This window comes from Paraburkholderia strydomiana, from assembly GCF_031456815.1.
In the GTDB taxonomy this organism is placed as follows: domain Bacteria; phylum Pseudomonadota; class Gammaproteobacteria; order Burkholderiales; family Burkholderiaceae; genus Paraburkholderia; species Paraburkholderia caledonica.
Map to the genome: position 1 here is coordinate 685,707 of NZ_JAVDVL010000002.1, position 25,045 is coordinate 710,751.

Below are 25,045 nucleotides of genomic sequence, written 5' to 3' on the forward strand. Positions count from 1 at the left end.
CATCATCACCCTTCGATGATAGAATGCTGCGTCGCCGCAGCGCCGGCTGCCCTTCACACCGAGCCGCTCGAAGTTCGGTCAGGTCCCCGATTTTGATGGAGTTACGCGTGTCTTCAAGACGCATTTTCCGCCCGTTGCTTGCCCTTCTGCTGATCGGCTCCGCGGGTGTCTATAGCGCTGCGAAAGCGCAGACTCAACCGAAGGCCCCCGATACTATGGAAGCGCGCGTGCAAGGTTGCACGGCCTGCCACGGCACGCACGGTCAAGGTACTGACAACGACTACTTCCCGCGTCTCGCGGGCAAGCCGGCCGACTATCTGTACAACCAGTTGCAGAATTTCCGCGAAGGGCGCCGCAAGTACCCGCCCATGAATTACCTCGTCACGTATCTTTCCGACGACTATCTGCATCAGATCGCCACGTACTTCTCGAAGCAACGTCCGCCCTATCCGCAGCCGGCCAAGCCGACGGTGTCGTCGACCACGCTCGCTCGCGGCCAGCAGATTGTGCTGAACGGCGACGCGTCGAAGCAGATTCCGGCTTGCGCCGCCTGCCACGGCAAGGGTCTGACCGGTATGGAGCCGGCAATCCCGGGTCTCGTCGGTCTGCACTCCGACTACATCAGCGCGCAGCTCGGCGCATGGCGTTCGGGCACGCGCCACGCAATCGCACCAGATTGCATGCACACCATCGCCACGCGTCTCACAGACGAAGACGTGAACGCGGTCGCTGCCTGGCTTTCCACGCAACAGGCCCCACAAAACCCCGTGCCGGCTCCGGCCCGCTCGATGAAGACTCCGCTTGCCTGCGGCAGCGAACCGCAATAAGGCACCGGGAGAGACACTCAAATGAAACGCAAGTCTTTGTTCGCCCTCTCGGCAGTTGTCGTTGTTGCGGCTGCTGCACTCGTTCCCGTCCTGTGGTCGGGCGGCGACAATCTGCATAACGGCTCGGCCGTGGCGGCAACGCCCGCCGACCAGGCTGCGCTCGTGAAGAAGGGCGAATACCTCGCCCGCGCCGGCGACTGTATCGCCTGCCACACGGTCCGCGGCGGCAAGCAGTTCGCCGGCGGCCTGCCCATGGCCACGCCGTTCGGCACGATGTTCACGCCGAACATCACGCCTGACGATCAGTACGGTATCGGCAAGTGGACGCAGGACGACTTCTACCGCGCCATGCACACCGGCCGCTCGAAAGACGGCAGCCTGCTCTATCCGGGCTTCCCGTTCACGAGCTACACGAAGGTCACGCGCGCCGACTCGGACGCGATCTATGCGTACCTGCGCTCGGTCACGCCGGTCAACGTCCCGAGCCGCCCGCACGAACTGAAGTTCCCGTTCAACCAGCGCAACATGCTGATCGGCTGGCGCACGCTGTTCTTCCGTGAAGGCGAGTACAAGGCGGATCCGACCAAGTCGGTCGAGTGGAACCGCGGCGCGTACCTGATCGAAGGCCTCGGCCATTGCGGCATGTGCCACACGTCGATCAACGCAATGGGCGGCCCGGTCAGCTCGGCGGCTTTTGCAGGCGGCCTGATCCCGCTGCAGAACTGGTACGCACCGTCGCTCACGTCGAACAAGGAAGCAGGCCTCGGCGACTGGGAAACGAAAGACATTGCCGATCTGCTGAAAACGGGTGTGTCGAACCGCGGTGCGGTTTTCGGCCCGATGGCCGAAGTGGTTCACAACAGCCTGCAGTACATGACCGATGCGGACATCAACGCAATGGCCACGTACCTGAAGACGATTCCGCAGAAGAGCGAAGCACCGGAGCCGCTCCAACTGGAAACGTCCGAAAAGTTCGGCGGCGAACTGTTGAAGCAAGGTCAGAAGATCTACGCTGACAACTGCGCGAAGTGCCACGCGGACAACGGCCTCGGCCAGCCGCCGGCCTTCCCGCCGCTCGCGAACAACCAGTCGATCCAGATGCCGTCGGCGGTCAACCCGATCCGCATGGTGCTGAACGGCGGTTATCCTCCGAGCACCGACGCGAATCCGCATCCGTACGGCATGCCGCCGTTCGCGCAATCGCTGTCGAATCAGGAAGTAGCCGCTGTCGTCACGTATATCCGTATGTCGTGGGGCAACCACGGCACGGCCGTGTCGCCGCAGCAAGTGTCGGATCTGCGTTCGGCGCCGCTCGACTAAGCAGCGTTCGATGCACCAGGGGCGCGGCCTGCGAAATTCGCGGCCGCGCCCTTCGTTTTTTGAGGACCGGTATCATGAGGCTTCGGCAACACATGCCTCAATGAAACCGTGCAGGAGGAAAGACCCGTGCATGTCGGTGAGCGTTTCAACAGCATTACCCACCTCGTCGGCGCCGTGCTGTCGGTGGCGGGGCTGGCTACGCTCGTGACGATGGGTGCGGTAGAGGGCGACGCATACAAGGTGGTCAGCTTCAGCGTGTACGGTGCGATGCTGTTCGTGCTGTATGCTATCTCGACGCTTTACCACAGCGTGCGCAGTCCCCGTATCAAGGCAGTGCTGCAGAAATGCGACCATTCGGCGATCTATCTGCTGATCGCCGGAAGCTACACTCCGTTCACGCTTGTCACGTTGCGCGGGCCGTGGGGATGGTCGCTATTCGGCGTAAGCTGGGGGCTTGCTGCTCTCGGCATCGTGCAGGAACTGACGCTCGGGCGACGCACCCGCAGCGTTTCGATGGTGCTGTATGTCCTGATGGGATGGCTCGCGCTCGTTGCCGTCCGCCCGCTGGTTCAAGCATTACCGGCTGCGGGCACTGCCTGGCTCGTGGCCGGCGGAGTCATCTACAGCGCCGGCATCTACTTCTTCATCAACGACGAGCGCATCCGGCACGGACATGGTATCTGGCACCTGTTCGTACTGGCGGGCAGTCTGTGTCAATTCGTCAGCGTTGCGCGCTATGTCGCGTAACGTCCACGGCGGCGAAATGCAACTTAAGGCCAGTCAACGTGTCTGCATAGCGCGTTGAAGCATTCGGCACGCATCCGAGCGTGCCGCCGATTTCTCTGCGAACGGAACTGGGCTTCGGCCTTGATCTCGATCACGCCATGCGGCGTGTTCATGCCGCATTTGTGCCCGCTGGGGGCCCACGTGTGCCGCTCGCGAAACTGCATTGCAAAGAGTTTCTATGTCTTTTGATTCCCTCGGCTTGTCCGAACCCCTGGTCCGCGCTGTACACGAACTCGGCTACACCACTCCGACTCCCATCCAGACGCAAGCGATTCCCGCTGTGCTGAACGGCGGCGATCTGCTCGCTGGCGCGCAAACCGGCACCGGCAAGACGGCCGGTTTCACGCTGCCGATCCTGCAACGTCTCAATTCCATGCCGCCGCACTCATCCGCGTCCGGCAAGCGCGCGGTCCGCGCGCTGATCCTCACGCCTACGCGGGAACTGGCCGCGCAGGTCGAAGAAAGCGTGCGCGCTTACGGCAAGTACTTGAAGCTGAAGTCGACGGTGATGTTTGGCGGCGTCGGCATCAATCCGCAGATCGGTGCGCTCAGAAGCGGCGTGGACATCGTCGTCGCGACGCCTGGCCGATTGCTCGACCATATGCAGCAGAAGACCATCGACCTGTCGCATCTCGAGATTCTCGTGCTCGACGAGGCGGACCGTATGCTCGATATGGGCTTCATTCACGACATCAAACGCGTGCTGGCCAAGCTGCCGCCGAAGCGCCAGAACCTGCTCTTCTCGGCTACTTTCTCCGACGAGATCAAAACGCTCGCCGACAATCTGCTCGACTCGCCGGCGCTGATCGAAGTCGCGCGCCGCAACACGACCGCGGAAACAGTCGCGCAGAAAATTCACCCGGTGGATCGCGACAAGAAGCGCGAGTTGCTCACGCACCTGATCAAGCAGCACAACTGGTTTCAAGTGCTGGTATTCACGCGCACCAAGCACGGCGCCAATCGCCTTGCTGAACAGTTGACCAAAGACGGCATCAGCGCGCTGGCGATTCACGGCAACAAGAGCCAGTCGGCTCGTACGCGCGCGCTTGCCGAGTTCAAGGACGGCACGCTGCAGGTGCTGGTCGCCACCGACATCGCCGCGCGCGGCATCGACATCGATCAGTTGCCGCACGTCGTCAATTTCGATCTGCCCAACGTGCCGGAAGATTACGTCCACCGGATCGGCCGCACCGGTCGCGCGGGTGCGACGGGCGAGGCAATTTCGCTGGTGTGCGTCGACGAACTGCAATTGCTGAAGGACATTGAGAAGCTGATCAAGCGTCCGGTGCCGCAGGAAGTGATCGCCGGGTTCGAACCGGACCCGACCGCGAAGCCGGAACCGATTTTGCGCCGGGGCCAGGGCGGTGGCGGCGGCGGTCGTTCGCCGCGTCAAGGTCAAGGCGCTGCGAAGGCTGGCAACGGCGGCGCCGCGAAGCCAGCGCAGCGCTCGGGGCAACGCCCGGCGAACGGCCAGCAGCAGCCGAAGCCACAAGCCGCGAAGCCGGCCGGCAACGGTGGCCAGCCGCGCCGCGACGGTCAGCGTCAGGACGACCGTCCGCGCGCTATTGCTCATGAAGGTAGCGGCGCGCAGCACGCGCCGCGCAAACCGCAAAGCGGCAATCCGGGTGCATTGCTCGGCGGCGCAAAGTCGCGCAACGACTCGCCGCGCGGGGGCAACCCGGCGCGCAGCGGCCAGCGTGGTCGTTGAGGTTGGAGGTTGAGGCGGCGGGCGGTTGAGGCTTTGGGCGGTTGAGGCTTCGGGCGGTTGCGGCTTCGGGCGGTTGCGGCTTCGGGCGGTTGAGGCTCCGGGCAGCCGAGACTTCGGCCGGCTGAGGTTGCCGGGTGAAGGTTGCCGGCTCTCAGCTAGGCCGCCGACTACCGCCGTCAAGGCCGGCAGCCAGCTCAGATGCCATCTAGCCTCACCATCAGCCGCCACGCGCAAAGCGCACTATACGGGCCAGAGGGCCCCAGAGCCCTCCTCGTCACCACGCAGCAAACACAGCCGCAGCACCGGCGCGGGGCCTCACCTCAGCTCCCCACCGCCGCAGCCCGTTTCAGCTGCTCGATCTGCCGCTCCCATCGGTCGAGCACCTTCTCCGCCCCTTCTTCCAGTTCAAACGTAATGCCGCTTGTCAGGCGCGCGTAGCGCACGCTTTGCGTTTCGCCTGAATCGATCGTGCAGCTCATATAGACGAGACCGCGGTCGTCGCCATCGGCGGGCGGCAGCGGCGCGACGAGCAACTGCACCTGATAAAACGCCTCTTCCAGGACGAAGCTCAATGCCGCCCGCCCGCTTTGCGCGATTGCGCGCGCCGCCCGGGCTTGCGGCCACAGCGCGATACACAGGGTGCGCGAATCGGGCGCATACAACTCGCCTGCGCCGAGCAGCGATGTGCGGATATGCTGATTCGCGTCGACGGTCAGCAGCGAGGCCGTGAAACCGGTCTTGCTCGCGAGCGACGAGCCGTCGAATAGCGCGCGAACCGCGTCGGGCCATTCGTCGAATGCAGTCTGTTCGAGCGGGCGCTGGGGCAAGGAGGAATCGCTCATCGCATGGGTCCGGTTAAGAGGCAAGCCTCCATGATGCCCTGAAACACAAATGGCCCGCATAGGCGGGCCATCTTCTACGCCGGCGAATTGCCGGGGTTCGCACTACCGGTTAACGGAAAAACACATGCTGCGTGATCTTGGCGAGCGGGTAATGCACCCCAGGCTGAATTTTCGCCGGCAAATCGAGCGGTTTGAGCAGCATTTTCACGCACATGTCGGCGGAAAGATTACGCCGCACGAGCGCATTAATCCGCGCGGCCCGCTCGCGGTTGTAAGCCTGGTCGCGCACCCGCTCCGGATAACGAATCGCGAACACATGACGCAACGCGATTTCCGAGTCTTCGTTCTTGATCTCCATTACACGACGCATTAACGCGCCCAGAACCGCGAGCCGGCCATTGCCCTCGATCTTGTTGTACTTCTTGAAGTACTTGAAAAAGTGTTTGTAATGACGGACCTCGTCGGTACGAATGTTGTCGGTAATCTCCTTGAGCACCGGCTCGTCCGAACACTCGCCAATCGCGCGATACAACGTGGCCGTACCTGTTTCGACGACGCACCGCGCCACCATTTCAAGCGCGCGGGTTTTTTCGAAATCTTCCACTGAACACGTTAGCGAATATTCGTCCATGAAATTACGGAACGCCGTGTCCCAATCGTATTCTGGCCACACGTAAGCGATATACGTTTTGAGTGCGCGGCCGTGTTGCATTTCCTCGGGCTCCCACTCGTTGTTGAGCCACGCGGAAACTTCCGGATCGCCGTCGAAAAACTTGCTCAGATTACTGGTGTAAAGATCGGTGCCGCTTTCAATAAATGAAGCGGCACACAGCAGCAATAACAGGTCTTCGTTCGCGACCGCTTTCTGGCGATCAATGCGCGTGAGGTCTATGTCCTCGATCCGCCAGGGCATGACATGGTTCAGCTCTGTGTGCATCGTGTCTTGCTCCGAAAGCTGTATCGACTCGTGGAGCATGCTTGGAACCGCTGCTATCGCGCTACCTCGCGTTGCGGTTCGCCGTGTCGGATACAGCGCCGTGAATTAGAGTTAACCCCTTGTGTCTGCATCTTAGCCGCTGTTTCGCAACTCTGCAGACAACCCAGCACTGACCGTACCGATCGGCCAGGGTTCCAATTTCACGATAGACGAAAGTTTCGGTGAGGCAAGCACGATTGCACGGCGCACGAAAAAGCCAGTTCAACGAGCTGGCTTTGCTTCGCAAAACGCGACAAACCGTGATTCGAAAACTACGACGCACGGATTCTTCGAGCCACCTGTCCAGCTACCTCTCGCACCCCGCCGAAAAGGCGCCGACGGGCATCAGAAGCCGGCAGCCAACCCGTCGCGGCGGCTGTCGCTGGCGCCCACGTAACCACGCTCCGGATCATTGCGATCGAGCTTCCAGATGTACTGGCCGGAACCGAAATCCATGTAAGGATCGTCGACGGATTTGATCGTGTGGCCGAGCTTCTGCAATCCTTCTGCCGTCTTTGCGTCGAGCGTCGATTCAATGTCGATCGTGAAGTCGCGGTTCACCTTCCAGCGCGGTGCGTCGCACGCGGCCTGCGGCTGCTGACCGTAGTCGAGCATGCGCACGACAGATTGCAAATGCGCCTGCGGCTGCATGTCCCCGCCCATCACGCCAAAGCTCATGACCGCTTCCTGCTGTCCGTTCACCTGCTGCGTGAGGAACGCCGGGATGATCGTGTGGAACGGCCGCTTGCCGCCTTCCACCACGTTGGGCGACTTCGGATCCATCGAGAAACCGCAGCCGCGGTTCTGCATGGAGATACCAGTATCCGGCACCACGATCCCCGATCCGAAGCCCATGTAGTTCGACTGAATGAAGCTGACCATCATGCCGCGCTCGTCCGCCACCGACATGTAGATGGTGCCGCCCGCCTTCGGCATGCCGAAATCGAATTGCGTGGCGCGCTTGTGATCATGTCGAACGCTCTCGAAAGCACGGTGAGGCGACGCCAGCCGCCGGACACAATAGGAAAGGTGAAACGCGGACGGAACAGAAAATCTTCGATTGCAGCGCGAGCGGCGGCAAAACACAAATCCATTTATCGCATGGATAAACGCGCTACCGCGCTGGATGCGTCGATGTGCGGCGCGCGCAGGCTTATGCATGTCGCACGACCTGGCAGACGACCCGCGCGATGGTCTTACAATACACGCACACTCGCATACGCATCCCGCCCACGCCGACTGCGGCAGGCCGATAACAACTCATCACCGAGACCCATGACCCGAGACCCCCGCCTCACTCTCAATGCCCGGCAACAGGAACTGCTGGAGTGGGTGCAACGCGACGGCTTCGTGACCGTGGACGACCTCGCAGCACACTTCGACGTGACACCGCAGACGATCCGCCGCGACGTCAACTGGCTCGCCGACATGAATCTGCTGCGTCGTTATCACGGCGGCGCGAGCCTGCCGACCAGTTCCGAGAACGTCTCGTACACCGCGCGGCAGCGCATGTTCCACGACGAAAAAAGGCGCATCGCGGCGCTAGTGGCCACTCACATTCCCGACCAGGCGTCGCTCTTCATCAATCTCGGGACCACCACCGAGGAAGTCGCGCGCGCGCTCAACCGGCATCGCGGATTGCGCGTGATTACCAACAATCTGAACGTCGCGAGCATGATGAGCGGCTATCCCGACTGCGAAGTGCTGGTGACGGGCGGCATCGTGCGACCGTGGGACAAGGGCATCGTGGGCGAACTGGCGATCGATTTCATCCGCCAGTTCAAGGTGGATTTCGCGATCATCGGCACCTCGAGCATCGAGCCCGACGGAACCCTGCGCGATTTCGATACGCGCGAAGTGCGCGTGGCGGAAGCCATCATTCACCACGCGCGCACCGTTTTTCTCGCCGCCGACAGTTCGAAATTCGGCCGCCCTGCGCTGGTTCGTCAGGGACATCTCGAGCAGATCGACGCGCTCTTCACCGATGCCGCCCCGCCGCCTGACATGGCGGAGACGCTCACCGCCGCCAATTGCCAGGTGTACGTGGCCAATTGACCAAGTAGTTGCGGACATGTTGCAGCGCACGCAAAACTTCAAGTGAAATCAAGGATTTGGCCGCGGCGAATAACCGCCTCTGTGGGGTGCGGTTGTCAAAGGGAAAATTTGCAGGGGCCAGTTTGGTGTTTAACGTTTGCTTGACTACACTCCAGTTCCCCGGCGTTCATTGCGTGCCCGCATGCCGCCGGTGCTAAGTAAACCTGTCGTAGCTGCACCTCCCGCCCCATCTTTTTGCGGACCACCCGGCCATGGCTGTCGCCATGCATGCCAGTCGCCGTCGAGGCTGTCCGCGTTTGCTTGACATGGAGAGAAACGATGCTGAGTCCGCACGAATTCGCCACGTTGTTGCTCGTCAAGGACGCTCCCAATCAGGTGGACATGGAGCGAGAAGAACTCGACGCCCTCCTCGAACGCCAGCTCGTGCAACTGGAGCGGCTCGCCTCGGGCAATGAACAATGGCGTGTAACGGAATCCGGCGATAGCGCACTCCGAGCAATCAAACGCCTTTCCTGATAACAACCCGCGCATCGTCGGGCTGATGCCGGTTCACGGCCGGTGCGGCTGCTAGCTCAGCCGCACGTACACGGCCAGCCCTCGAGCCGGCCAGGTCCGTTCTGTTTCTGTCAACGTGGGCGCCCGCAGCGGCGCCCACTTTCATTACTGCCGCGTCCTCCCGACCAATAAACCGCAGCGCCGCCGTCTAAAGAACAAACCTCAACCGCTGCGCAACGTCGGATCGACTGCGGCGCGCCAGCTTATTGCTCGTGCGCGTTGCTCCGTAAAGAACGCAACCCACTGGTTGCGAATCTGCGGGTCGGTGCTCGCCCCCTGGCTCGTGTAGCGCTGCGCGATTTCCGTCTGGAACGCGCAGTAATCTTCCTTCGACAACCGCCCGCGCCGGTTCGCCACATAAGCGTCGAACAACGTCGCATACACGCCTTGAGCGTCGTTGCCGTAATCGACCGTCTGGGCGCTGCACATCTGCTGCAACGACGCGAACGACGGCGCGCCCATCGTTCCGCTCAAGCTCGGCGAGGCGACGCACCCTGCGAGAAGCGCTGCCGCGCCCACCATGAAAAGTACACGCATGAAATCACCCTGAAATGGCTACTGGCAAGAGTATCGTCCGTGGCCGTGTGTTGCGCTACTGCCTTGGCCTTTCGATAGAGGCGCACGCCAGATGCGCGAACTTTACTTTTTCGAATATGTTCATTAAAGTTCGAAAACGAACACTATCGGTTCGATAGGTTTCGGACATAACTTTCGGACGAGTCAGGAGACGCAGCAGGTGACGCAAGGCACGAGATACGATTTGCTCGTCGTGGGCGGCGGGATCAACGGCGCGGGCATCGCACGCGACGCGGCGGGCCGAGGCCTGTCCGTGCTGCTGTGCGAGCAGGACGACTTGGCAGCGCATACGTCCTCGGCGAGTACCAAACTGATCCACGGCGGCTTGCGCTATCTGGAATACCGCGAGTTCGGACTGGTGCGCAAAGCGTTGCAGGAGCGTGAGACGTTGCTGCGCGCCGCGCCGCACATCATGTGGCCGCTGCGCTTCGTGATGCCGCACATGCCAGATCTGCGTCCCGCCTGGCTGATTCGCGCCGGTCTTTTCCTTTACGATCATCTCGCCCGGCGCGAACTGCTGCCCGGCTCGCGCGGCATCGTGATGCGCGATCATCCGGCCGGCGCGCCGCTCGTCGAATCGATCAAGCGCGGCTTTGTGTACTCCGACGGCTGGGTCAACGACGCTCGCCTAGTCGTGTTGAATGCGCTCGACGCCGCCGAGCACGGCGCGAAGATTCTCACGCGCACCAGGCTGCTGAGCGCCGTGCGCGCAGGCGGCGAATGGCGGGCGCAACTCAGGCGCGCGGACGGCACGACCGTCGACGTGCGAGCAGCGTCGATCGCGAACGCCGCCGGTCCGTGGGTCGGCGAACTGCTCCAGGGCGCGCTCGGCCGCGCGGCGTCGCACAGCGTGCGGCTCGTCAAGGGCAGCCACATCGTCACCCGGCGCCTGTTCGAACACGACCACGCGTACATCTTCCAGAATCCGGACAAGCGGATCATCTTCGCGATTCCGTACGAGCACGACTACACGCTGATCGGCACAACCGATCTCGAATATCGCGGCGACCCCGCGAAAGTGGCAATCAGCGCCGACGAAACGCAGTACCTGTGCGACTCGATCAATCGCTACTTCAAGCAGAAGATCTCCCCGGACGACGTGCGCTGGACCTACTCGGGCGTGCGGCCGCTGCTCGAGGAAGAAGGCGCGGACAATCCGTCGGCGGTGACGCGCGACTATTCGCTCGAACTGGATGCGCCAGCGGGCGAAGCGCCGCTGCTGTCCGTGTTCGGCGGCAAGATCACGACCTTTCGCAAGCTCGCCGAAGAAGCCGTCGACAAGCTCGCGCCTGCTCTCGGCAGCGACGCGCCGTCGTGGACGGCCGGCGCGCCGTTGCCCGGCGGCGATATCCCGCAGGCAAACTTCGAGCGCTTTCTCGCTGGACTGAAGCAGCAGCACGCGTGGTTGCCGGCGGACCTCGCGCATCGTCTCGCCCGTGCTTACGGCACGCGCGTGAAGAACGTGATCGGCGACGCGCGCTCGCTCGCCGGTCTCGGCCAGGCATTCGCGCCGGGTCTCTACGAGGCCGAGCTGACGTATCTGCGCGACACCGAATGGGCACGCAGCGCGCACGACGTGCTATGGCGCCGCTCGAAGCTCGGTCTTCACGTCGAGCCGGGCACGCTCGACTCGATTACACGCGACATCGACGCATGGTTCGCTCGCCAACCCGAGCGACAGAGCGCCTGACCTGATGGAAGTCCGCGCGCTCGCAGCGTAAAAAAACCGTTTCACCCCGCGGCTGCATCGAGCCGGCTGCACCGACCCGAGCGGTCGCGGCCGCTTGGAACGACAAGCCGTTCCCGTCGCCGGTAAGCTGTTACGGCGATTCATAAAACGCATGGAGAAGAGACAATGCAGGATCAGTACATCCTCGCGCTTGACCAGGGCACCACCAGTTCACGCGCGATGCTGTTCGACCGCCTCGGCAACGTCGTGTCGACGGCACAAAAGGAGTTTGAGCAGATCTACCCCCGTCCGGGCTGGGTCGAGCACAACCCGCAGGAAATCTGGTCGACGCAGGCGGGCGTCGCTGCCGAAGCCGTGACGCGCGCCGGGATGAACGGCACGTCGATCGCCGCCATCGGCATTACGAATCAGCGCGAAACCACGATTGTCTGGGACCGCGAGACCGGCCATCCGATCTACAACGCGATTGTGTGGCAGGACCGCCGCACCGCCGACTTCTGCGACCAGCTCAAGGAACAAGGCCTCGAAGCCAAAGTTCGCGCGAAAACCGGCTTGCCGATCGACTCGTATTTCTCGGCGACCAAAATCCGCTGGATCCTCGATAACGTGGAAGGTGCACGCGAAAAAGCGAAGCAAGGCCGCCTCGCGTTCGGCACCGTCGACAGTTGGCTCGTGTGGAATTTCACCAAGGGCGGGCTGCATGTCACCGACGTGACCAACGCGTCGCGCACCATGCTCTTCAACATCCACACACTGAAGTGGGACGACGAACTGCTCGACGCACTCGACATTCCGCGCAGCATGCTGCCCGAAGTGCGTCCTTCGTCCGAAGTGTATGGGCCTACCAAGACCACCGTATTCGCCTCGAAGATTCCGCTCGCGGGCATTGCCGGCGATCAGCACGCCGCGCTCTTCGGCCAGATGTGCACCGAATCCGGCATGGTGAAGAACACCTACGGCACCGGCTGCTTCCTGGTGATGAACACCGGCGACAAGCCAATTGAATCGAAGAACAATCTCGTCACCACGATTGCATGGCAGATCGGCGATCAGATCAACTACGCGCTCGAAGGCAGCATCTTCATCGGCGGCGCGGTCGTGCAATGGCTGCGCGACGGTCTGGGCATCATCAAAAACGCGGCTGAGATCGAAACGTTGGCGCGCGGCGTGCCGCATTGCGACGGCGTCTATCTGGTGCCCGCGTTCGCCGGGCTCGGCGCGCCGCACTGGAATGCGCGTGCCCGCGGCACGCTGTTCGGCGTGACGCGCGGCACGACGTCGGCGCATATCGCTCGCGCCGCGCTCGATTCGATCGCGTATCAGTCGCTCGACGTTCTGAAGGCCATGGAAGCCGACTCCGGCATTCGCATCGGCGAATTGCGTGTGGACGGCGGCGCCTGCGCGAACAACCTGCTGATGCAGTTCCAGGCCGACATCCTCGGTGTGGACGCGGTTCGCCCCAAAGTGTCGGAAACCACTGCGTTGGGCGCGGCGTATCTGGCGGGCCTCGCGGTCGGCTACTGGAAAGATGTGGACGAACTGCAAAGCCAGTGGAAGCTCGACCGCCGCTTCACGCCCGCGCTCGAACAGGCGGATGTCGAGGAATGTCTCGACGGCTGGAAGCGCGCGATTCGCGCCGCCAAAGCGTGGGCCGACACACCTTGAGAGCGGTGTTCGCGATGGACGCGGCTAAGCGTTCGCCATGAGGCAGGTCCAACCAGGATGAACGCGGCCGCGACCGCAGCGCGACGAAAGCGCGACCCGATCGCGACGCATTAACAAAAAGCCAACGACGAGGCGGCAAGCACCAGGCCACGAAACGCGACAAGGCCGCCCGTCCCGCGGTTTTCCTAACAACAATATTTCGGATACCCAACAATGTCACCATACATTGCGGAATTCATTGGCACGGCGCTCGTCGTGCTGCTCGGCGACGGTGCTGTCGCCAACGTGCTGCTCGCGCGCACCAAAGGCAAGGGCGCGGATCTGATCGTGATCGTGATGGGCTGGGCAATGGCCGTTTTCATCGCGGTCTACGTCACTGCATCGTACAGCGGCGCACACCTGAATCCGGTCGTGACGGTCAGCCTTGCGCTCGCCGGCAAGTTCGCGTGGGCCAAGGTCCCCGGCTACATCGCGGCGCAAATGCTCGGCGGCATGGCCGGTGCGCTGCTCGTGTGGGTCGCGTATCGCCAGCACTTCGCGAAAGAAGGCGACGCCGACGTCAAGCTCGGCGTGTTCTGCACCGCGCCGGCGATTCGCAGCGTGCCTCACAACCTGCTGACCGAGATGATCGCAACCTTCGTGCTGATTCTCGGCGTGCTGTATCTGGCTTCGCCGCAAGTCGGTCTCGGTGCGCTCGACGCGCTGCCGGTCGGCCTGCTCGTGCTCGGCATCGGCATCTCGCTCGGTGGCCCGACCGGTTACGCGATGAGCCCTGCGCGCGATCTGTCGCCGCGTCTGATGCATGCGCTGCTGCCGATTCCCGGTAAGCGTGACAGCGACTGGCGCTATGCATGGATTCCGGTGTGCGGGCCGCTCGTCGGCGGTGCGGTGGCGGCGGCTCTTTATCTGTATCTGCATACGCGCTGATCTCGCCGCGCGTTGATGAACAGCCGACGCGCGCGAGAGTCGCGGTTGACGGAATCGGTGGAATGCAGCGGAAAGCGGCTGCGCGACGCGCGCCGCGTCAAAGCACGTATCATGGCGCTTTCACCCGGCGCGCATGGGCTGGCCATTCCGGCCCACGCGCCCCCGCTTTCCGTTCCTTCAGGCATGATCGACCATCTCATTTGCGACTGCGACGGCGTACTCGTCGACAGCGAAGTCATTGCTGACCGCGTCATGTTCGAGACGCTATCGGCGACTTTCCCCGGCCTCGACTTCGAACCCATCGTCAAGACGGCCTTTGGCCAGCAAACGTCGCGCTTCCTCGAAGGCATCGAGAAAGCGTTCGACATCGCTCTGCCGCCCAATTTCCTGAACACGATTGAACACAATGTCGAGCTCGCGCTGGCCGCGTCGCTCAGTCCGATCAACGGTGTTCGAGCTGCGCTGCAACGCGTGACGCTGCCGGCCGCGGTCGTGTCGAACAGCCGCATGGCACGCGTGACGGCGTCGGTGCAGCGCGCCGGCCTGCAGCAGATTTTCGGCGACCGCATTTTCAGCGCCGAACAGGTCGCACGTCCCAAACCTTTTCCCGATGTGTACCTATTTGCTGCGCAGACGCTCGGCGTCGAGCCATCGCGATGCATCGTCGTGGAAGACAGCGTGGCGGGTCTGAACGCGGCGCGCGCGGCGGGCATGAAGACGATCGCTTTCGTCGGCGCGAGCCATATTCCCGACGGCTACGCGGACGCGCTGCGCAAGATGGGCATGACGCGCATCATGAAACACATGGACGAATTGCCCGCGTTGCTCGAAGCGGGCGTGCGGGGAGAGTTCGGCGACGTGCAGTCGTAGCAGCCGCCTGCGCCAAAGGTAGCGTTCAAAAAGACCGGCCGACCGTATGCGGTCGGCCTCGTGCTTTGAGTACAACGTGCTGCAACAGAGCGGAAAGAGCCCGTCAGAGAGCAACGTCGATGAGCGCGTTGATTCAACGCGCCGCCCGAACTACGTCGCTGCGTTCACGCTTCCTGCTCGACGCATTCACGCGCCTCAGCCAACGCGCGACGGAACTCGGCCAACTCGGCAATCGTCAGCATCGGCAGATTGTGTTGTGCGGCAAAGCGTTCGACGTCCGCGCCGCGCGTCATCGTGCCGTCGGCGTTCATCAATTCGCACAGTACGCCGGCCGGCTTCAGGCCCGCGAGAATCGCGAGATCCACCGTGCCCTCCGTATGTCCGCGCCGCGCAAGCACGCCGCCAGGCATCGCACGCAACGGAAACACGTGGCCGGGGCTCACGATGTCGCCGGGCTTCGCCGTATCGGCAATGGCGGCGCGAATGGTCGTCACGCGGTCGAGTGCGGACACGCCGGTCGTCACACCTTCGCGTGCTTCGATCGAAACCGTGAACGCCGTGCCATGACGGCTCTCGTTGTTGGCGACCATCGGCGGAAGTTCGAGCGCGCGAATCTTCTCGTCGGGCAGGCACAGGCAGACGATCCCGCTGCATTCGCGAATCAGCAGCGCCATTGTTTCGACGGAAAGACGCTCGGCGGATACGATCAGATCGGCCTCGTTCTCGCGGTCGTCGTCGTCTTGCAGCACGACGGCACGGCCATCGCGCATTGCTTGCAGCGCGGCGGCGATACGCGGCGGAACGGATTCGGTGTCCAGCAGCGGGAGATCGGCGAATGCATCGTCCGCAATCGTCGACGGGGCAGGAAAAGTAGCAAAGGACATGTTGAAACGCTCATCGCAAAAGTGGGGCGAAAAACGTTTCAGGGCATTGCAAACAGACAAAGACGCGCCGCGAACCGCCTCTGCATAGTCGAGGCGGCGTTCATGCACCGCCCGAACCTGCGAGCGGCGCCACGGAGACGAACATGACTATCTGCACATCTTCTTCCATCCGGACTGTGACCGTCGGCTCTGGCTTCTCACCAGATCTGCTGACCCCGCGGCGGCTTCCGGTTCGCTGAAAGCCAGACTACTGCGGGCGCTCGCGGGCTCGCCGGCTCACGCTCTCGCGTTGCCGGCATACCGCCGGTGGGGAATTTCACCCCGCCCTGAAGACGCACTGATTGCCGGATAACCGGCGGGCCAAGCATACAACAGTCGCGCGCGAACTGCCGTGCAACCCTACTGCGCAACGGGATTCGCGGTGAGCGCCGTGCTCACCCATATTTCTGACTTCGAGACGCTGACCAGCGAGCCGACGCGACGTCCGCGCATTCGATTAAACCGGCGCGGCTTCGCGCGCCGTGTCCGGCTGCGAGGGCACGTCCCAACGCGGCGGCGTCTCGGCCTTCAACGTGACGCGAAACGCGCGCGCCTCGGTGTCGCCGGGATTGCGCAGGCTATGCGGCTGATCGGCGTCGAACACGATCGCGTCGCCTGTGGCCAGCAACTGACGTTGATCGTGCACGCTCACCTCGAGCGTGCCCTCACTGACGACGAGGTTCACCGTCGTGCCCGGCGCGCGACGTGTGCCGGGTTCCGTGTGCAACGGCGCGATGCGCAACTCGTGGAATTCGGCGGCGGTCGGTTCGGCATCGGGATAGAGCGGACGAGCCGAAAAGCGTCCGTTGGAACTGACCACGCGCGACGAGCGCTCCGCCGGCAAGTGTTCAAAGCCGTTGGTCGCGTGACGTCGCAGGAATGCCGCGACCGACACTTTCAACGCGGCAGCCACTTTGCAGAGCACCTTGATCGACGGCACGCTGCGCGCTGACTCGATCTGCGCGAGCATGGCGCGCGACACGCCGGATGCGCGTGCAAGAGCATCGAGCGACAACTGGCGCTCGGCACGCAAGCGCGCAAGATTCACGCCGACCAGATGTTCGAGTGCATCGAAGGGTTCAGCGGCACGCGGCGGCGCATCGGTATCAGCGGTGGGATCGCGAACCAGAGCAAGCGGGGAATGCATGATTGCCTCCAGAAGCGCCGCCGGACGGCGGGCAAGCAGTTAGTGGAAGCAAGATAGCATCGCGCCCCACCGTGCCCAACGAAGTTATCTTCACACTGTTATCAGCATTGCGGAGGACGTTTCTCGCAAAGCTTGTGCGGATTTTTCATATGGGCGCGGCTTCGCTTTTCGTCAGAGCGCGCCCATACATCTCAGGCAGCGGGGTTTGCGTACCCGGAGCACTCAAGCCCGCTCGCGCACTTCCATGTCGCGTCGATTGACCGGCTGCGACACCGGCCGATCCATGCGCGATGCCAACCAGGTCAGCAACAGAGCCACGACGCTCACGGCCGCGGCAACCCATGGCAACGTATCGAGCGAATGGCCGTGATCGATCACGAGACCTCCCAGCCACGCGCCGCCCGCATTGCCGACATTGAACGCGCCGATGTTCAACGTCGACGCGAGATTCGGCGCCTTGGCGGCCTTCTCGACCACGCGCATCTGCAACGGCGGCACGGTCGCGAAGGCGGCAATGCCCCACACGAACACCGTGATCGCCGCGGCCACCTGCGAATGACTGGTACGCGCGAAAATCGCCATCACGACCGCCAGCGCCACGAGAATGCCCATCAACGAGGGCATCAGCGCACGGTCCGCGAGTTTGCCGCCGACCGTGTTGCCGATCGTCAGCCCCACGCCGAACAGCACCAGGATCAGCGTGACGGCACGCGGCGAGAAGCCGCTCACCTGCTCCAGAATCGGCGCGATATACGTGAACACGACGAACACGCCGCCGAAGCCGAGCACCGTCATTGCAAGCGCGGTCCAGACTTGCGGGTCCTTCAGCACGCGCACTTCATGACCGAGACTGGCAGGACCCGAATCGTGGCGATTCGGCACGAGTGCCGTCACGCCTGCGAGCGATAGCACGCCGAACCCGCTGACAATCCAGAAGGCCGCACGCCAGCCGAACTCCTGGCCCACGAAAGTACCGAACGGCACGCCGAGCACGTTGGCAAGCGTGAGGCCGGTGAACATCAGCGCAATTGCGCTCGCTCGCTTCTCGAGCGGCACGAGCGACGCGGCCACCACGGCGCCAATGCCGAAAAACGAGCCGTGCGCGAACGACGTCACCACGCGCGCGATCATCAGCACGGAATAGTCCGACGCAATCGCACACAACGTATTGCCGACGATGAAAACGCCCATCAGCAACTGCAACGCGAGCTTGCGGGGCATCCGGCTCGTGACGACGGCAAGCAGCGGCGCGCCGACCGCGACGCCGAGCGCATACCCGCTCACCAGCAATCCCGCCGACGGAATCGACACCGAGAGATCGCGCGCGACCTCGGGCAGCAAGCCCATGATGACGAACTCGGTCGTCCCGATAGCGAAGGCGCTGATCGCGAGCGCGAGTAATGGAATTGGCACTGTTGTTCTCCAGGTTCTACGGTTGAGCGTAATGCAGCGCCGTCACGAACTCGACGACGACACTGGGCGCGAGCGCCACAAAAATCTGCATGGCGGCTTCTTGCGGGCCCATCGGCGGCACTTGCGCCGTCCGATAGTCGACGCCTGTTGCTCGCAGGCGCGCGAGCAGCGCCTGCCACTCGGCGGCGCTTTCCAGACGGAATGCAATGTGATCGATGCGCGGCGCGGCTCTCATCGAAGTGTCCGGCATCGTGCTCTCGACCAGATGGATCACCGGGCTGCCGTTGGCATACAGCCAGTAGCCGCCGACGGAAAACGCCGGACGGGCGCCTTGCGTCAACCCGACTACATCGACGAAGAAACGCCGGGCCGTGTCTAGATCGGCTGTGACGATAGTCGCGTGATCGAGTTGCATGGCTTCGGCCGGCTAACTGCGCCGCATCGGTTTTCGAGGCTTGAATTGTGAGCGCGACGCGTCAATTTGATAATTGGCGTAGCATTTGAAGCATTTTCAAATGCGATTTGAAGAATGCAATGGATAACCTTGGCGACATTCGTCTCTTCGTAGAGGCCGCACAGCACGGCAGTCTGTCCGCGGCGGGCCGCAAAATGGGGCTGACACCGGCCGCTGCGAGCGCGCGCCTCGCGAAACTCGAAGCCGGCCTGAAAGCGCGCCTGTTCGAGCGCACCACCCGCCAGCTGCGACTCACCGACGAAGGACGTCTCTACCTGAACTGCTGCCGCCAGGCGCTGCAATCGCTAGACGACGCAAAAGCCGCGCTGCAAGCGGGGCAAGGGGTGGTGCGCGGCAAGGTGCGTGTCTCGGCGACGTCGGACTTCGGCCGCAATCTGTTGATGCACTGGCTCGACGAGTTCAACGCGCTCTACCCGGAGGTGACGTTCGCCCTGACGCTGTCGGACTCGCTGTCGAACCTGGTGCAGGAGGACATCGATCTCGCGATCCGTTTCGGCGTGCCGCAAGACAGCTCGCTGGTCGCGCGCAAGCTGGCGCCCAACCGGCGCGTGCTGTGCGCATCACCGGAATACATCGCACGCAAGGGCGAGCCCAAAGACCCATACGATCTCGCCAATTTCGATTGCATCGTGCTCAGCACCGGCTCAGGTCCCGTGAACGAGTGGCGCTTCACGCGCGGCGACGAAGTGCAGCAGTACACCGTGCCGTTCGAAACCGCGCGCGAGACCAACGACGGCGCCGTCGCCCGCGAATGGGCGCTGCGCGGCTACGGCATCGCAATCAAGTCGATGTGGGACGTGCAAGCGGATCTGCGCGCCGACGGCCTGAAAATTTTGCTGCCGGAGTGGCGCTATCCCGACGCGCCGCTGCACGCGCTCTACCACCGCAACCGTTTCATGGCACCGCGCGTGCGCGTTCTGCTGGACTTCCTGAGCGAGCGATTCGCGCAAGTGTCCGATGAACTGGAAAGCCTGCTGGGCTTGCCGCCAGACGCGCCCCAACCCGTGCCGCGGGTCGGAACGGGCGGACAAACCGTATCCGGCGAAGGGCTATAATGTTGCGTTACGCTGCGAGCGTGCGCGGCAAGCGGCTAGACATGACTGGGATTACGGTCCCTGCCCGCCCAAGTGCGCTGAAAGTGCCGGCCGTTTCGAGGCCTCGCGCATGTTTTCGCATCTCCTTGACCCCTAATACGACGCCCCCAGATTAACCACTGCGACCGGCGAAATTCGATGACCAAGAAAGTTTATGTAAAGACCTTTGGCTGCCAGATGAACGAGTACGACTCCGACAAGATGGTCGACGTACTGGGCGCGGCTGAAGGGCTCATCAAGACGGACACGCCGGAAGACGCGGACGTCATTCTGTTCAACACCTGCTCGGTACGCGAGAAAGCTCAGGAAAAAGTCTTCTCCGACCTCGGCCGCGTCCGCGAACTGAAAGAAGCGAACCCGAACCTGATTATCGGCGTGGGCGGCTGCGTGGCGAGTCAGGAAGGCGCGTCGATCGTAGCGCGCGCGCCGTACGTCGATCTGGTGTTCGGGCCGCAAACGCTGCACCGTCTGCCGCAAATGATCGACAAGCGCCGCGAAAGCGGCCGCGCGCAGGTCGACATTACTTTCCCGGAAATCGAAAAGTTCGACCATTTGCCGCCGGCTCGCGTCGACGGTCCGAGCGCGTTCGTGTCGATCATGGAAGGCTGCAGCAAGTACTGCAGCTATTGCGTCGTGCCCTACACGCGCGGCGAAGAAGTATCGCGTCCGCTCGACGACGTGCTCACCGAAATTGCGGGCCTCGCCGACCAGGGCGTGCGCGAAGTCACGCTGCTCGGTCAGAACGTGAACGCGTATCGTGGCGCGCTCACGCTGGGTTCGTCGGAGATCGCCGACTTTGCGACGCTGATCGAATACGTTGCGGATATCCCGGGAATCGAGCGGATTCGCTATACCACGTCGCATCCGAAGGAATTCACGCAGCGCCTGATCGACACCTACGCGAAGGTGCCCAAGCTCGTGAGTCACCTGCATCTGCCGGTGCAGCACGGCTCCGACCGGATCCTTATGGCGATGAAGCGCGGCTACACCGTGCTCGAATACAAGTCCGTGATTCGCAAATTGCGCGCTATCCGCCCGGACCTGTCGCTTTCCACGGACATGATCGTCGGCTTCCCCGGCGAGACGGAAGAAGATTTCGACAAGATGATGGCGCTCGTGCACGAGATGAAGTACGACACGAGCTTCTCGTTCATCTACAGTCCGCGCCCGGGCACGCCGGCTGCAAATCTGCACGACGACACGCCGCGCGAAGTGAAGCTGCGTCGCCTGCAACATCTGCAAGCCACGATCGAAGAAAACGTGCAGCGAATCAGCGATTCGATGGTCGGCAAGGTGGAGCGCATTCTGGTCGAACGCCCGGCGCGTAAGGATCCGAACGAACTTGCGGGCCGCACCGAGAACAACCGCGTAGTGAATTTCCCGGCGCCGTTGGCTTCGCATGCGCGGCTGACCGGTCAAATGGTCGACGTGAAAATCGTCAAAGCGTACCCACATTCACTGCGTGGGGAGCTCGTGCTGGTGCACGACAATGCAGCGGACAACGCAAGCGCTGTCACGCATTGACCGACTGACAACTGACAGAGCGGCGCGGCCGGGCCGCGCCACGCACCGCCCGACGCACCCGAGTACTGAAACCGACAGGATCGAATCACCGCCTTGAAAACCACTCAGCCGCATCTGGAATTCACCGCTCCGCGCGACGACAATGCGCGGCTCGCCAACCTCTGCGGACCGCTCGACGAAAATCTGCGGCAAATCGAGCAGGCGCTCGACGTGACGCTGCAACGCCGCGGACATCGCATCACGATTCGCGGGCGCGGCGCCAAGCTTGCGCTTACCGCTCTCGAAAACTTCTACAACAACGCGCGCGAACCGCTGTCGGTCGACGACATTCAGCTTGCGCTCGTCGAAGTGCGCCACCCGGCGCGGCATCGCACCAACGGCAATGGCAATGGCAATGGGAACGGCGACGAAGCGGGCGAGCCGGGCTTTCCCGGCAATCCCGACCATCCGTTCGACCAACCCGCCGACAGCGACGAAGACGACCTCGAAGAACTCGGCCCGAAACTGTACACACGGCGCGCCGATCTGCGCGGCCGCACGCCGGCGCAGCGCGAGTATCTGAAGCAGATCATTTCTCACGACGTCACGTTCGGCGTCGGTCCGGCCGGCACGGGCAAGACCTATCTCGCGGTCGCCTGCGCGGTTGACGCGCTCGAGCGCGATCAGGTCAAGCGCATCGTCCTCACGCGCCCGGCCGTCGAAGCGGGCGAGCGTCTCGGCTTCCTGCCGGGCGATCTCGCGCAGAAGGTCGATCCGTATCTGCGTCCGCTGTACGACGCGCTCTACGATCTGCTGGGCTTTGACAAAACCGCCAAGATGTTCGAGCGGCAAATGATCGAAATCGCGCCGCTCGCGTACATGCGCGGCCGCACGCTGAATCACGCGTTCATCATTCTCGACGAAGCGCAGAACACCACGCCCGAGCAGATGAAGATGTTTCTCACGCGGATCGGCTTCGGCTCGAAGGCCGTGGTGACCGGCGACACGACTCAGGTCGACTTGCCGCGCGGACACAAGAGCGGGCTCATCGAAGCGCAGCAGGTTCTGTCCGACGTACGCGGCATTGCGCTCACGCGCTTCACCAGTGCGGACGTGGTGCGGCATCCGCTCGTCGCACGAATTGTCGAGGCGTACGACGCGCATTCGCAGAAGACTGCCAACCCGGCGGATTCGCGTTAATGCGGCTCGACGCAACCGATAATCCGCTGAATGCGCGGCTCGCGGACCGGCTGTGTTCCGCGCCTCGCTTCACGCATCACTTCCAACCAGCATGAGCCGCGCCCCTAAACTGATGCTCAACCTGCAATTCCCCGCGGCCAAGGCGTGGCCCGAGCACAAGGCGCTGCTGCCTCGCGCCACCGTGGCCAGCTGGGTCAAGGCCGCGCTTTTCGCGGACGGCGAGTTGACCGTGCGTTTCGTCGACGCGGAAGAAGGCCGGACGTTGAACCGCACGTATCGCGGCAAGGATTATTCGACCAACGTGCTGACTTTCGCGTACGCGGAGTCGGCAGACGATCCGGTGACGGGCGATCTGATCCTCTGCTGCCCCGTCGTCGAGAAAGAAGCCGCCGAGCAGGGCAAACCGCTCCTTGCGCACTACGCGCATCTGCTCGTGCACGGCACGCTTCACGCTCAAGGCTACGACCACGAAGTCGAGGAAGAAGCCGAGGAAATGGAAGCGATCGAAACCGAGATTCTCGGCAAGCTCGGCTTTCCCGACCCTTATCGCTAACCGTCGCCCGGACCGAACCGTGAGCTCACTCTCCCCTGACGCCGACGCCCGAACGCCCTGCCCGGACTATCCTCCCGCGCTCGGCGAGTCGCGGCTGCTGACGGACGAGGAGCTGCGCGCGTCGCTCGAATGCACGCTGCGCGATTGGGACCGACAGAGCGACTTATGGCTTTTCGGCTATGGCTCGCTGATCTGGAATCCCGGTCTGCCCACCGTCGAAGCCACGCGCTCGAAGGTGCGCGGTTATCACCGGGGCCTGTATCTCTGGTCGCGCGTGAATCGTGGCACGCCGGAACAGCCGGGCCTCGTGCTCGCGCTCGATCGCGGCGGCTCCTGCACGGGCATTGCGTTTCGTCTCGCGGCGCAAGGCGCCATGCCGCATTTGGAAGCGCTCTGGCGCCGCGAGATGGCGATGGGCTCGTACCGGCCGGCATGGCTGCCGTGCGTGCTCGCCGACGGCCGGCGCGTCGACGCACTTGCGTTCGTGATGCGCCGCGACGTGCCGAGTTACACGGGCAAGCTGGGCGACGAAATTGTCAAAACCGTGTTCGGCTGCGCACGCGGCCGCTACGGCACGACACTCGACTACGTGAGCCGCACGGTTCACGCGCTGCGCGAAAGCGGCATGCCGGACCGGGCGCTGGAAGCGCTACTCCAGCGTTGTCAGGCCGGCAATGACGAGCCCGCTTCCGCAGGCGCTGAGGTGCGCAGGCAGCCGCAAGCGGGTAAGTGAGGCTCGACAAAGCGTCAGAAAGCGCTAGTTGGGCGCCGCGCCGTTTTTTGTTTCGAAACGCTTTCCATCCGGTAATCAGTTAGGATTGACCCATGGCCCGCGCCTTGCGGCGCAACGGTGTCAGCCCGGTTTCATTCATCGCCAGGTGCGGCGGGACACGGTCCTGCCATGTGCCTGGTGTATCCTTAATGCTCTGCAACAGCGCGCCCAGTCTTGCCGGGCGCACTACCATGAACGACACGTATCCCAGTCGACGCCACACCGACAAACCGCAGGAAAAACGCTCGCTGCTCGAGCGTCTTACCGATTTCATCTCGCCCGAGCCCGACTCGCGCGCCGAACTTCTGGAAATTCTGCAGGATGCGCACGAGCGCAACCTGATCGACGCCGACTCGCTGTCGATGATCGAAGGCGTATTCCAGGTCACCGAACTCAGTGCACGCGACATCATGGTGCCGCGCGCGCAAATGGACGCGATCAACATCGCGGACAATCCCGCCGAATTCATCCCTTACGTGCTGGAAAAAGCGCATTCGCGCTATCCGGTCTATGAGGGCAATCGCGACAACATCATCGGCGTGCTGCTGGCAAAAGACCTGCTGCGTTACTACGCGGAAGAAGAGTTCGATGTGCGCGGCATGTTGCGCCCCGCCGTCTTTATCCCCGAATCGAAGCGGCTGAATGTGTTGCTGCACGATTTCCGGGTGAATCGCAATCACCTCGCGGTAGTGGTCGACGAATACGGCGGCGTAGCCGGTCTCATCACCATCGAGGACGTGCTGGAACAGATCGTCGGCGATATTGAAGACGAATACGATTTCGACGAAGAAAGCGGCAACATCATCGCCTCGCCGGACGGACGCTTCCGTGTGCGGGCACTGACCGAAATCGAGCAGTTCAACGAGGCATTCGGCACACACTACTCGGACGAAGAAGTCGATACGATCGGCGGACTCGTCACGCATCACTTCGGGCGCGTCCCGCATCGCGGCGAGAAGGTTCGCATCGACGATCTCATTTTCGAGATTCTGCGCGGCGACGCCCGCCAGGTTCACATGCTGCTCGTGCGGCGCGACCCGCTTGCCGGTCAGCGCGAGCGCGAAGCGCAGCACGTGCAGACCTGAGCGGCCCGGCTGCTCCCGCTTCAAGCCGCGATGCCCAGCCGCCGATGCCCACCCGCCGGCTCCGCGGCCTGACTTTTCAATTT

Annotated in this window: 23 protein-coding genes, 1 pseudogene and 1 riboswitch; of the genes and pseudogenes, 16 read left to right on the top strand and 8 right to left on the bottom strand. The window is 63.0% G+C overall.

Going from position 1 to position 25,045, the window contains the following annotated elements:
- The first annotated feature begins 95 nt into the window (after positions 1 to 95).
- From J2W46_RS08720 to J2W46_RS08735, 4 genes are all read left to right on the top strand, one after another.
- A complete protein-coding gene (locus J2W46_RS08720) occupies positions 96 to 827 on the top strand; it encodes a c-type cytochrome (protein WP_033379637.1) in 732 nt (243 codons plus the stop codon).
- A 21-nt stretch (positions 828 to 848) separates the two neighbouring features.
- Complete coding sequence (locus J2W46_RS08725; RefSeq protein ID WP_131320061.1) at positions 849 to 2,147, top strand: c-type cytochrome; 1,299 nt, start codon at positions 849 to 851, stop codon at positions 2,145 to 2,147.
- A gap of 126 nt (positions 2,148 to 2,273) precedes the next feature.
- Positions 2,274 to 2,894: a PAQR family membrane homeostasis protein TrhA gene (gene trhA / locus J2W46_RS08730; RefSeq protein WP_020069265.1), complete on the top strand. Its 621-nt coding sequence runs from the start codon at positions 2,274 to 2,276 to the stop codon at positions 2,892 to 2,894.
- Positions 2,895 to 3,111: 217 nt separating this feature from the next.
- Positions 3,112 to 4,641, top strand: coding sequence for a DEAD/DEAH box helicase (locus J2W46_RS08735; RefSeq protein ID WP_310352863.1), 1,530 nt, complete (start codon positions 3,112 to 3,114; stop codon positions 4,639 to 4,641).
- Positions 4,642 to 4,961: 320 nt separating this feature from the next.
- Here J2W46_RS08735 and J2W46_RS08740 read toward each other — a convergent pair whose 3' ends face one another.
- The 3 genes and pseudogenes from J2W46_RS08740 to J2W46_RS08750 all read right to left on the bottom strand — a co-directional run.
- Entirely contained in the window at positions 4,962 to 5,483 is a 522-nt protein-coding gene (locus tag J2W46_RS08740; RefSeq protein WP_310352866.1) for a hypothetical protein, read from the bottom strand.
- A 109-nt stretch (positions 5,484 to 5,592) separates the two neighbouring features.
- Positions 5,593 to 6,420, bottom strand: coding sequence for a ferritin-like domain-containing protein (locus J2W46_RS08745; RefSeq protein WP_027804831.1), 828 nt, complete (start codon positions 6,418 to 6,420; stop codon positions 5,593 to 5,595).
- A gap of 384 nt (positions 6,421 to 6,804) precedes the next feature.
- Positions 6,805 to 7,428 (bottom strand): annotated as a pseudogene (locus tag J2W46_RS08750) (gamma-glutamyltransferase); the annotation flags it as partial.
- 306 nt (positions 7,429 to 7,734) lie between these two features.
- Here J2W46_RS08750 and J2W46_RS08755 point away from each other — a divergent pair.
- Both J2W46_RS08755 and J2W46_RS08760 read left to right on the top strand, forming a co-directional pair.
- Positions 7,735 to 8,514: a DeoR/GlpR family DNA-binding transcription regulator gene (locus tag J2W46_RS08755; protein WP_310352869.1), complete on the top strand. Its 780-nt coding sequence runs from the start codon at positions 7,735 to 7,737 to the stop codon at positions 8,512 to 8,514.
- Between the two features lie 318 nt (positions 8,515 to 8,832).
- Positions 8,833 to 9,030: a hypothetical protein gene (locus tag J2W46_RS08760; RefSeq protein WP_006049938.1), complete on the top strand. Its 198-nt coding sequence runs from the start codon at positions 8,833 to 8,835 to the stop codon at positions 9,028 to 9,030.
- A 201-nt stretch (positions 9,031 to 9,231) separates the two neighbouring features.
- On the opposite strand, the gene J2W46_RS08765 is transcribed toward J2W46_RS08760, so the two are convergent.
- Complete coding sequence (locus tag J2W46_RS08765; RefSeq protein ID WP_027778850.1) at positions 9,232 to 9,606, bottom strand: hypothetical protein; 375 nt, start codon at positions 9,604 to 9,606, stop codon at positions 9,232 to 9,234.
- A 199-nt stretch (positions 9,607 to 9,805) separates the two neighbouring features.
- Here J2W46_RS08765 and glpD point away from each other — a divergent pair, with 199 nt between their 5' ends.
- The 4 genes from glpD (at position 9,806) to J2W46_RS08785 (ending at position 14,797) form a co-directional block, all read left to right on the top strand.
- Positions 9,806 to 11,335, top strand: a complete 1,530-nt coding sequence (gene glpD, locus J2W46_RS08770) for a glycerol-3-phosphate dehydrogenase (RefSeq protein ID WP_310352871.1) — start codon at positions 9,806 to 9,808, stop codon at positions 11,333 to 11,335.
- 165 nt (positions 11,336 to 11,500) lie between these two features.
- Positions 11,501 to 13,000: a glycerol kinase GlpK gene (gene glpK / locus J2W46_RS08775; RefSeq protein ID WP_027778848.1), complete on the top strand. Its 1,500-nt coding sequence runs from the start codon at positions 11,501 to 11,503 to the stop codon at positions 12,998 to 13,000.
- 213 nt (positions 13,001 to 13,213) lie between these two features.
- Positions 13,214 to 13,927 (top strand): MIP/aquaporin family protein, encoded by a 714-nt coding sequence (locus J2W46_RS08780; protein WP_027778847.1) that lies wholly within the window; start codon positions 13,214 to 13,216, stop codon positions 13,925 to 13,927.
- A gap of 183 nt (positions 13,928 to 14,110) precedes the next feature.
- On the top strand, positions 14,111 to 14,797 hold the full coding sequence (locus J2W46_RS08785) for an HAD family hydrolase (RefSeq protein WP_310353101.1): 687 nt from the start codon (positions 14,111 to 14,113) through the stop codon (positions 14,795 to 14,797).
- A gap of 164 nt (positions 14,798 to 14,961) precedes the next feature.
- Here the strand turns inward: J2W46_RS08785 and ribB are convergent, their stop codons facing one another.
- The 4 genes from ribB to J2W46_RS08805 form a co-directional block, all read right to left on the bottom strand.
- The gene (gene ribB / locus J2W46_RS08790) at positions 14,962 to 15,681 is read right to left on the bottom strand and encodes a 3,4-dihydroxy-2-butanone-4-phosphate synthase (RefSeq protein WP_131321507.1); all 720 of its coding nucleotides are present in this window, start codon (positions 15,679 to 15,681) and stop codon (positions 14,962 to 14,964) included.
- Positions 15,682 to 15,834: 153 nt separating this feature from the next.
- A riboswitch (FMN riboswitch) is annotated at positions 15,835 to 16,019 on the bottom strand.
- A gap of 158 nt (positions 16,020 to 16,177) precedes the next feature.
- Positions 16,178 to 16,867, bottom strand: coding sequence for a helix-turn-helix domain-containing protein (locus tag J2W46_RS08795; protein WP_087752504.1), 690 nt, complete (start codon positions 16,865 to 16,867; stop codon positions 16,178 to 16,180).
- Between the two features lie 222 nt (positions 16,868 to 17,089).
- Positions 17,090 to 18,280 carry an MFS transporter gene (locus tag J2W46_RS08800; protein WP_310352876.1) on the bottom strand — a complete coding sequence of 397 codons (1,191 nt, stop codon included), beginning with the start codon at positions 18,278 to 18,280 and terminating at the stop codon, positions 17,090 to 17,092.
- A 16-nt stretch (positions 18,281 to 18,296) separates the two neighbouring features.
- The gene (locus J2W46_RS08805; protein WP_310352880.1) at positions 18,297 to 18,695 is read right to left on the bottom strand and encodes a VOC family protein; all 399 of its coding nucleotides are present in this window, start codon (positions 18,693 to 18,695) and stop codon (positions 18,297 to 18,299) included.
- A gap of 119 nt (positions 18,696 to 18,814) precedes the next feature.
- Between J2W46_RS08805 and J2W46_RS08810 the strand changes: the two genes are divergently transcribed.
- The 6 genes from J2W46_RS08810 to J2W46_RS08835 all read left to right on the top strand — a co-directional run bounded on the left by J2W46_RS08810 (position 18,815) and on the right by J2W46_RS08835 (position 24,962).
- Positions 18,815 to 19,810, top strand: a complete 996-nt coding sequence (locus tag J2W46_RS08810) for a LysR family transcriptional regulator (RefSeq protein ID WP_310352882.1) — start codon at positions 18,815 to 18,817, stop codon at positions 19,808 to 19,810.
- A gap of 177 nt (positions 19,811 to 19,987) precedes the next feature.
- Positions 19,988 to 21,373: a tRNA (N6-isopentenyl adenosine(37)-C2)-methylthiotransferase MiaB gene (gene miaB / locus J2W46_RS08815; protein ID WP_020069282.1), complete on the top strand. Its 1,386-nt coding sequence runs from the start codon at positions 19,988 to 19,990 to the stop codon at positions 21,371 to 21,373.
- 93 nt (positions 21,374 to 21,466) lie between these two features.
- Complete coding sequence (locus J2W46_RS08820) at positions 21,467 to 22,552, top strand: PhoH family protein (protein ID WP_204522421.1); 1,086 nt, start codon at positions 21,467 to 21,469, stop codon at positions 22,550 to 22,552.
- Between the two features lie 91 nt (positions 22,553 to 22,643).
- The gene (gene ybeY, locus J2W46_RS08825) at positions 22,644 to 23,105 is read left to right on the top strand and encodes an rRNA maturation RNase YbeY (protein WP_310352887.1); all 462 of its coding nucleotides are present in this window, start codon (positions 22,644 to 22,646) and stop codon (positions 23,103 to 23,105) included.
- A gap of 19 nt (positions 23,106 to 23,124) precedes the next feature.
- On the top strand, positions 23,125 to 23,838 hold the full coding sequence (locus tag J2W46_RS08830; protein ID WP_310352890.1) for a gamma-glutamylcyclotransferase: 714 nt from the start codon (positions 23,125 to 23,127) through the stop codon (positions 23,836 to 23,838).
- 230 nt (positions 23,839 to 24,068) lie between these two features.
- Complete coding sequence (locus tag J2W46_RS08835; protein ID WP_020069287.1) at positions 24,069 to 24,962, top strand: HlyC/CorC family transporter; 894 nt, start codon at positions 24,069 to 24,071, stop codon at positions 24,960 to 24,962.
- The last annotated feature ends 83 nt before the right edge of the window (positions 24,963 to 25,045 follow it).